Consider the following 8,661-nt stretch of genomic DNA (forward strand, 5'->3'; position numbering starts at 1 on the left):
GATTTTTTAGGATGGATGAAGGTAATTTTATGGACAAGTCTGACAAAGTTTGATAGGCTTGTCAAGAAAATCCCCCGTCTCTGAGCATCAGAAGTCAGGAAACCCATCTCAAACAAGGTAACACAGACCATCAGGAGTTAACACGCCTTGAATTACTCTGATTTTATATTTTGGTGGATATTAATCCTTTTTAGCGTTCCTTTCCTAACGGCGCGCTACCTGGCGAAGTCCTTCAATCTCTGGCGAGGTGTTTTTGATGGAGTCGGATTGGCGGCGCTGTCCCTGATCCTGTTTTATTACGCCAGTCGCACCAGTTTCCTCGTTTTCATCGTCTCCCTAGCCTTTAACTACATTATGGTCTGGCTAGTGCTGAAAATGAGCGGCTGGAAAGCGAATCTCCTAGCCACTATCGTTATCGTCATCGATATTCTCGTCCTTGCCTACTTCAAGTATTTCGGCTTTTTTGTGCAGGAAATCATCGGATTGGTCGTTTCTCTCCCCCCTAACTGGAAGGAACTTTCCCCAATTCCTGTGCCTAGCCAAATCCCACCGGGGGTATCCTTCTATACCTTCCAGATGGTGGCTTTCGTGGTGGACTCCCTACGCGAAAAGAAAAAGAAACCCCTAGCCGTCCTCGATTATGTCAATTTTATCTCCTTTTTCCCCCAAATTGTCGCAGGTCCGATCGAGCGTCGCCGGGATTTATTACCACAAATGGAGGGATTTCGCCTCAAATTTACAGGAGAAAACTTCGAGAAGGGTTTGCGTTGGCTTTCCCTCGGTTTATTTATGAAATTTGTCCTCGCCGATAACATTGCGCCCTACATCGAATTAGATAAGATGATCGACAATGCTTGGTATATCTGGTTTGAGGCATTTTTATTCACCCTGAGAATCTATTTTGACTTCGGTGGTTATAGCTTTATTGCTGTTGGTTTAGCCTATTTTGTCGGGGTTAGATTAGAATTAAACTTTTTAGCCCCCTACACATCCCAAAGTATTAACGAATTTTGGCGACGTTGGCATATTACCCTTAGCACTTGGTTTCGGGATTATGTATTTTTACCCCTGATGGGTTCCAATAAAAATTGGGCGCCTTTTTATCTATTTATTACCTTTACTCTTTCAGGTTTCTGGCACGGTGCGGCTTGGAATTTTATCTTTTGGGGCGCTTACCACGGGGCATTATTATTATTACTGCGTTATCTGGGCCGACCTTTCTATGCTTTCGTCGGAAAATACGTTTCTCAGCCGCAAATTGTCTCCTGGGCTTTAACGCAATTGGCGGTCATTTTTGGTTGTCTCTTTTTCATGGAGGTTAACACCAGAAGATTAATCGGCAAAATGCTGGTTATTGCCAATCCTTTCAATTATTCCTTAGCTAATATCGGTGAGATTTTTAGTTCCTATAGTCTTAATCAAGGAGCAGTTTTAAGCGTTGCTTTAGTTCTTGGTATCATTGTTTTAATCCTCGAACATCTGGCTATTGCTCAGAAAAAGTTTGAATATGAACTATTACTATCGCCTTGGATGTCTAAAATATTGCTAGGTTTAACTATTCTCCTAGCTTCCACTAATACCGGTGACTTTATTTACTTTGAATTCTGATGAATACTAAATCCTTTAACCCTTTCCCCTGGTTAGCCTCTCTGGGAGTCGCTTGGTCTCTCGGCTTTGTTTACAATGTCATCTACGGCGGCGAATTAAGCTGGTTGCGGATGATGTACGAGGAAAAATCAGCGATCGCATCTAGTACCGAAGGACCGCGGCGTTTAATCGTCACGGCGGGATCGGGGGCGCATTATAGCATAAATTCGGAATTAATGGCCAAAGAATTGGGAATGCCCGTGGTTAACTTCGGTTTACAGGGGGACATCGGCTTAAATGTCATTGCCGCTATGATTCTCGAAAAAGCGCGCCAAGGAGACGTAATTCTGCTGATTCCTGAATATCTCATGCTCATGGATGAGGACGGTTTTAATCGCGGCGAAGGACTTTGGGGATCGGCTCCTTTTAGCGTCGCTATTGGCAAACCAGGGTTAGGTGGGATACCTTTAAAAACCATGATCGAGGATACTTGGTTATTAGGTATTCCGGGGATGCGTCCAGTCACTAAATCGATGGTTGATTTATTCACCAAAGGCAGAATGACGGGTTATCTTTCCGATCCGATTACTAATACAGGTGATCCGACTATAGTTAAGGAAAGAACAGGGAAATGGTGGCAAATGACCTTTGATACTGCTGCTTCTCCTCACTCAATTAAATTGATTGAAAAACTCAAGAAAGATTTAGAAGCAAAAGGGGCGACTTTAGTGGTTTCTTTGCCCTGGGTTTATGCCAAAAATGAGGCTAAAACCGTTGCTAATATTCGCAAATCTGCCGAAGAACTAAGTCGGGTTGTGCCAACAATTTACGACCCAAAAGACTTGAATATTAAGACCGATTCTACTATCTTTGCTGATACCCATTATCATCTTTTGCCTCCAGTGAGAATTATTCGTTCAGAACAATTAGTTTCGGAACTGAAACCCCTCTTAAACACAACTGAGAATAAAAATCCATGAATAAACCTATAACTAAGATTTGCATTCTGGGGGGTGGTTTTGGTGGTTTATACACGGCGCTCGATCTGAGTCGATTAACAGCAGTAAAATCAGGTCAATGGCAAATAACTTTAGTTGAACCGAAAGACCATTTTCTCTTTACTCCCCTTCTCTATGAACTAATTACAGGAGAATTACAACGCTGGGAAATTGCCCCCTCCTACCGTCAATTATTAACAGGAACTCAGGTTAATTTAAAACCTCAAAAAGCCAGTAATATTGACTTAAACAATCATCGAGTATATTTAGAAAATGAGGAAGTTATAGATTATGATTACCTCGTTTTAGCGGTGGGAGTGCGGAATCGTTGGCCGGCTATACCGGGGTTAGCCGATTATGGGCTAACTTTTCGGAGTTTAGAGGATGTGGAAAAATTACAAACGGCAATTCATGACTTAGAAACTCAAGGAAAATCCTCAATTGATTTAGCAATTATTGGCGGCGGTCCCAATGGGGTAGAATTAGCCTGTAAGGTGGCTGATCGTTTAGGAAAAAAGGGCAAAGTTCATCTAGTGGAAAGGAACGAGGAAATACTGCAAAACTTCCCTAAATCGGTGCGTGTTGCTTCCTATCGTTCCCTTTTAGCCAAGAATGTTAGTCTCTATTTAAACACGGGATTAAAGGAAGTTGCAGCTAATTCCATAACCGTATTTAAAGATAATACAAATGAGGTTATCCCCATTGATTTATTATTGTGGACAGCAGGAACCCAAGCACAGGATTGGATCAATAATTTAGATTGTCAGAAAACAGCACAAGGCAAATTATTAACCCGCTCCAGTTTACAATTAATCGACTATCCCGAAGTTTTTGCCCTTGGGGATATAGCCGAAATTTATCCCAGTAAACAGGTAATTCCTGCCACGGCACAGGCAGCCTATCAAGCAGCCAGTGTAGTAGCCAAAAATATCTCGGCAGTGATTAGAAAAAAATCGCCCCGAACCTATTATTATCTGCATTTAGGTGATATGTTAACATTAGGTAAACAATCAGCCCTTGTTTCCAGTTTTGGCATTAATATTACTGGTAGATTGGCTGATATAATGCGTCGTTTTGTCTATATTCTGCGTTTACCCAGCAAACGCCATCAATTGAAAGTGTTTCAACATTGGGCGAAAAAAATTCTTCTCCGACTCCGTTATTCACAGGTGTTATCTAAGCAACCGATTGAATCAAAAAATACTCGTTAATTGTAGTTAAAATCCATGAAAACCTTTCTCAAAAGTATGGCAGCATCTTGGCAAACAATCCAAGTAACAGAGTTACAAATTGATAATTATCTGCTAGAAAACTTGCATAAAAACCCCAAATATGATAACCCTAGGAAACTAAACCGCTACGAATTTAAGGTTTTTTCCCAAGCGGGAGAAGATGGCATTATTAGCGAGATTTTTAATCGCATTGGAACCACAAATAAATTCTTTGTGGAATTTGGAGTTGGCAACGGTTTAGAAAATAATAGTGCCTATTTGTTAGTGAAAGGATGGCAAGGTTATTGGATTGAAGGCAGTGAGCGATTTTGTAAAAGTATTCGCCAATCTTTTGAAGATTTAATTGCTAACCAACAATTAACTTTAAAAAATACTTTCATCACTGCCGCAAATATTGAAGACTTGTTTCGAGAGGGCAATGTACCGACAGAATTAGATTTATTATCCATTGATATTGATGGTAATGATTATTGGGTCTGGCAAGCAATTACTAATTATCGTCCCCGGGTGGTAATTGTCGAATATAATGCTATTTATCCCCCCGAATCCAGTTGGGTGATGCAGTATAATCCTAGTCACCAATGGAAATATAATAGTCATGTGGGATCAAGTTTGAAAGCTCTAGAAAAACTTGGTCATCAAAAGGGTTATAAACTGGTGGGTTGTAGTTTTTCGGGAGTGAATGCTTTCTTTGTGCGAGAAGATTTACTTGCAGATCATTTCTTTTCCCCTTTTAGTGCTGAAAATCATTACGAACCCGCGCGCTATTTTCTTTGTTCCCAAAAAGCTGGACATCCTCGCGCTTTTGGCAAATTTAAGACTATTGAATAGGGGAAATTAACCAATAATTAATAACTGGTTGGGGTGCGTTAATTTAAGCAATAACACACCCTAACTTTGTATTAATGCAAGAAATGACGAATGCCTGTTAAGACCATAATTAAACCTAACTCATTAGCAGCATTAATCGAATCCTGATCTTTTAAAGAACCTCCGGGTTGAACAATTGCCTCGATACCAAACTGGGCCGCCGTGCGAATAGTATCATCAAAGGGGAAAAAGCCGTCACTAGCTAAATAGCCACCTTTGGCCGCTTCCCCTGCTTGTTCAAGGGCAATTTTCGCCGAACCAACGCGATTCATTTGCCCTGCACCAACCCCTAAAGTAGTTTGATTTTTTGTCACCACAATAGCGTTAGATTTAACGTGCTTAGATACCTTCCAAGCAAACAGCAATTCCGCTAATTGTGCGGCAGTGGGTTGTTTTTCTGTCACCACGCGCCACTCCTCCGGAGTTTCCACCACGTCATCGGCCGCTTGTACTAGAAAACCGCCAGCGATAACTTTTACTGTTTGTTTTTCTCCCGTGGTTAACTCCGGCAGCAATAAAATCCGCACTTTTGACTTTTTAGCAAGGATATCCCGGGCTTCGGGGCTACAATCGGGGGCAACCACGCATTCTAGGAAGGTTTTCGTTAATTCTTTAGCGGTTGCTTCATCTATGGCTTGATTTAGGGCAACAATACCCCCAAAAGCCGAGATAGCATCGGCATTAAAAGCTTTAGTATAAGCTTCCACTAAATTACCACCGATCGCCACCCCACAGGGATTATTGTGTTTCAAGATAGCGGCGGCCGGTTCTTCACTGCCGAATTCGGCGATTAAACGGCGGGCTGCTTCTAAATCGACTAAATTGTTATAACTTAGTTCTTTTCCCTGTAATAAGGTCGCTTTTCCCCAACCTTGAGCCATTGTACCGCTGCCGTACCAAGTGGCACTTTGGTGGGGATTTTCGCCGTAACGCAGGGTTTGTAGGGCATTTCCTGCCAAATGAAAGCGTGTGGTTTCCCCGTTTAAGCTGGCGAAATAGGCAGCGATCGCACCATCGTAGGCATTGGTTAAAGCGAAGGTTTCCCCCGCCATTTTTTGACGGAATTCCAGGGAGATTTCGCCGTTATTTTGCCTTAATTGGCTTAAATACTGCTCGTAATACTTCGGGTTACTGATGACAGTCAAATGGGCGAAATTTTTAGCCGAGGCGCGTAACATCGCCGGACCACCGATATCGATTTGTTCGATCGCCTGAGCGGTGGTAACTTCAGGATTAGCGATCGTCTGTTCAAAGGGATAGAGATTAACCACCACTAAATCAAAAGGACGAATTTGATTAGCCTCCATTTCCGCTAAATCTGACTGCCAATCCCGTCTAGCCAAAATACCGCCATGGATGCGAGGATGGAGAGTTTTCACCCTTCCGCCCAAGATTTCAGGAGAACCTGTGTATTCTCCCACTTTAACCACGGGAATTCCCTCCGATTGGAGCGTTTTCGCGGTTCCTCCACTGCTAATAATTTCAAAATCAAACTCTTCTGTTAGCTGACGGGCAAAGTCAACTATTCCGGTTTTGTCAGTCACGCTGATCAGCGCTAAACGTCCCATAGTAGTGATCTATAAGCAACAATTTCAGTATATCTCAGTCCTAACCCGTTAAAAATTAAAAAAAGTAGGTGACTAAATAATCAGCTGCTTCTATATTTTCCTCTCTCAAATATTAACTTATGCCAAGAAAAAAATTGCAACTCTTATTACCTAGATATTTTCTACTTAGTTTTAGATTCTGATACCAAATCTATTTTTAATAGTATGATTAACCCCCAATCCAACTTTAAAAACCCAGTTATACTAAATCTGGTTATTAAAGACCGATTATTTATTCTCCCTTTTGCCTCTTGCCTCTTGCCTCTTGCCTATGCTTATAAGTAGCCTATACTCAACGGATTTAGTATTATGAATTGTTTCCCCCCACTCCCTACTTCTCACCATCCTATACCTTTTAAACAGGATTTAGTCTGAGGATGCCGACAAAAAACCCCCGCCGTTAGCGGGGGACATGGCATAGTTTTCCTGTGATGCCTAGCTAAGACTTACACCCCGTAAACGAAGTTAGCATTAGTCATGGTTGCTGCGGCAGTCCCAACATTGGCAATTAGGTAACTACCGACGAGGTTGGAATCGTTATACCAGATGTCGCCGTTGCTAGTGTTGACGTAGATGCCGGAGAGGTTTCCCGATGCTCCCCCGGTGATCCCCGCCTCCTTGAAGAACCAGTCAGCTCTAAGGACACTTCTGTTATTAAAGCTCAGACCCTTGATCCCCGGATCAATGGAGCCGCCCAAGGTGCTGTCAAGACTGTTCGCCAGAATGATCTTGTCATTGGGTACGGAGAAGTCGGTGATCAAATCACGGTCCGCTACGTTGTCGAGCCTGAAGAAATCGTTTCCATCACCACCAGTAAGAGTATCCACACCCAAGCCGCCATCGAGGGTGTCATTACCTTCCACTCCAGCCAGGGCATCGGCAAAGCTCGTCCCGACCAAGTTGTTATTGGCTGAGTTACCATCATTGTCAAGAATGGTGGCTGTAGCTGTGTTAGGTCCACTGATAGTGTAGCCGGCGGGGGCGGTAATTGTGGTGATGATGGTTTCGCTGGGATCACTCAAGAGGTCATCTATGGTGGGCAGAGTGATGGTAGCTGTGGATGAACCGGCCCCAAAGGTGACGCTGTTAGGAGTAGTTCCTGTGTAGTCAACACCTGGAGTCGCTGTCCCCGCCAGGGTGTAGTTGACGGTTAAGGCACTGGAGAGGTCACCTGTACGAGTCAGGGTAAAGACACTGCTTACTGGACCGGCTTCGTTACCATCGGTGGTCTTGGCGATCGAGATTGATTTTGTCGCTGCTCCCGTGCCAATATCTAGAGACCAACCACCGGCAATAGTTCCCGCATCTCCCCCCTCGTCATCCATGACATAGAGGCTCCAGGTTCCATTGGGGTTGGTGTTGTTAAAGACCGAGAAATCTGTTCCGTAGGGGCCACCCGGAGCGGGCGAGTTAAAGACATCACCAGTTACAAAGTCTGTGGCCTTATAACTGCCACTGGTAATTGGCCCCGAATCGGGCAAGAAGGAGGCGGCCGTCGGATCAAAGGTGAGAGTGACGTTATTGACATCACCTGAGCCACCCACATCGGACATTAATAAGGCTTTGGCCCCCGTCGGACCGACCAGTAATACATCAATATCGTCAGGAAAAGTATGGCTCAGGTTTGTCAGCGTTACCTTTAGACTATTGATATTGTCACTTAAGCCTGAAACATTGATCGTCGAAGGATAGGGGGTACTGGAACCACTACTGGGTATAGTGATTGGGTTAGGATTACTAAAAATCGGTAGGGTTTCTTCGGAAACAATCGTTCCTGTGGCTGTTCCGGGTGAACCGCCAATATAACCAGTTCCACTATTAACCGCGAGAGCCACTGTTTCGCTGGTGATTTCGGCAATAGTGTCAGCAATGGGATCAACCTCGACCGTTGCCGTTGTCGCACCGGCGGCAAAAGTGACGGTTCCCAGTTTTGTCGTCGGGTCAAAGGTGACAGCACTACCTGTTAATACGTTGTAATCGGCTGGGTCGCTTCCCACCGGGGCGGCGTTGGCTATGCCACTCGCCCCGAAGTTAACGGTCAGGGGAGAACTCAGGTTTAAGTTGGTGCGAGTAAAGGTATAAACCAAGTTAGTCGCACCGTCTTCCTGCACACTGCTGGGACTGACACTGACGGTTACGGACGGTAATTCAGTCGCAGTAAGCGCATTATTGATATTGAGCCGCTTACCAGAAACGGTTTTCCCTGCTAAGGCGGCAATAGAATCCCCCGTGTTCATTAAGGTGTTTTTCACCTGTTGGGCTGTCCAGGTAGGATTTTGTGACCACAACAAAGCCGCCGCCCCTGCCACATGGGGACTGGCCATGGATGTCCCTGAATAGGTGGCATAGGTATTGTTGGGAGTGGTG

At 44.1% G+C, this 8,661-nt stretch carries 6 protein-coding genes; 4 read left to right on the forward strand and 2 right to left on the reverse strand.

What is annotated here, in order from left to right; all coding sequences use genetic code 11:
- Positions 1-147 precede the first annotated feature (147 nt).
- The 4 genes from O9334_RS01335 to O9334_RS01350 are packed head-to-tail and all read left to right on the forward strand — an operon-like array spanning position 148 to position 4,648.
- Complete coding sequence (locus O9334_RS01335; RefSeq protein ID WP_045361623.1) at positions 148-1,608, forward strand: MBOAT family O-acyltransferase; 1,461 nt, start codon at positions 148-150, stop codon at positions 1,606-1,608.
- Entirely contained in the window at positions 1,608-2,567 is a 960-nt protein-coding gene (locus O9334_RS01340; RefSeq protein ID WP_287998722.1) for a hypothetical protein, read from the forward strand. The genes O9334_RS01335 and O9334_RS01340 overlap by 1 nt, the downstream gene beginning before the upstream one ends.
- Positions 2,564-3,796 carry an NAD(P)/FAD-dependent oxidoreductase gene (locus tag O9334_RS01345; protein WP_287998725.1) on the forward strand — a complete coding sequence of 411 codons (1,233 nt, stop codon included), beginning with the start codon at positions 2,564-2,566 and terminating at the stop codon, positions 3,794-3,796. Before O9334_RS01340 ends, O9334_RS01345 begins: the two co-directional genes overlap by 4 nt.
- Positions 3,797-3,811: 15 nt before the next feature.
- On the forward strand, positions 3,812-4,648 hold the full coding sequence (locus O9334_RS01350) for a class I SAM-dependent methyltransferase (RefSeq protein ID WP_287998728.1): 837 nt from the start codon (positions 3,812-3,814) through the stop codon (positions 4,646-4,648).
- 71 nt (positions 4,649-4,719) lie between these two features.
- Here O9334_RS01350 and purH read toward each other — a convergent pair whose 3' ends face one another.
- Positions 4,720-6,255 (reverse strand): bifunctional phosphoribosylaminoimidazolecarboxamide formyltransferase/IMP cyclohydrolase, encoded by a 1,536-nt coding sequence (gene purH, locus O9334_RS01355; protein ID WP_287998731.1) that lies wholly within the window; start codon positions 6,253-6,255, stop codon positions 4,720-4,722.
- Between the two features lie 485 nt (positions 6,256-6,740).
- Positions 6,741-8,661, reverse strand: a 1,921-nt coding sequence (locus O9334_RS01360) for a Calx-beta domain-containing protein (protein WP_287998734.1), incomplete at its 5' end; no start/stop codon positions are given.

This window comes from Microcystis sp. LE19-8.1F (genome assembly GCF_027531715.1).
In the GTDB taxonomy this organism is placed as follows: domain Bacteria; phylum Cyanobacteriota; class Cyanobacteriia; order Cyanobacteriales; family Microcystaceae; genus Microcystis; species Microcystis wesenbergii_A.

Excerpts from the sequence above, each read along its gene's own strand:
- O9334_RS01350 (WP_287998728.1), top strand. The coding sequence starts at position 3,812 with ATGAAAACCTTTCTCAAAAGTATGGCAGCATCTTGGCAAACAATCCAA.
- purH (WP_287998731.1), bottom strand. The coding sequence starts at position 6,255 with ATGGGACGTTTAGCGCTGATCAGCGTGACTGACAAAACCGGAATAGTT.
- O9334_RS01345 (WP_287998725.1), top strand. The coding sequence starts at position 2,564 with ATGAATAAACCTATAACTAAGATTTGCATTCTGGGGGGTGGTTTTGGT.
- O9334_RS01340 (WP_287998722.1), top strand. The coding sequence starts at position 1,608 with ATGAATACTAAATCCTTTAACCCTTTCCCCTGGTTAGCCTCTCTGGGA.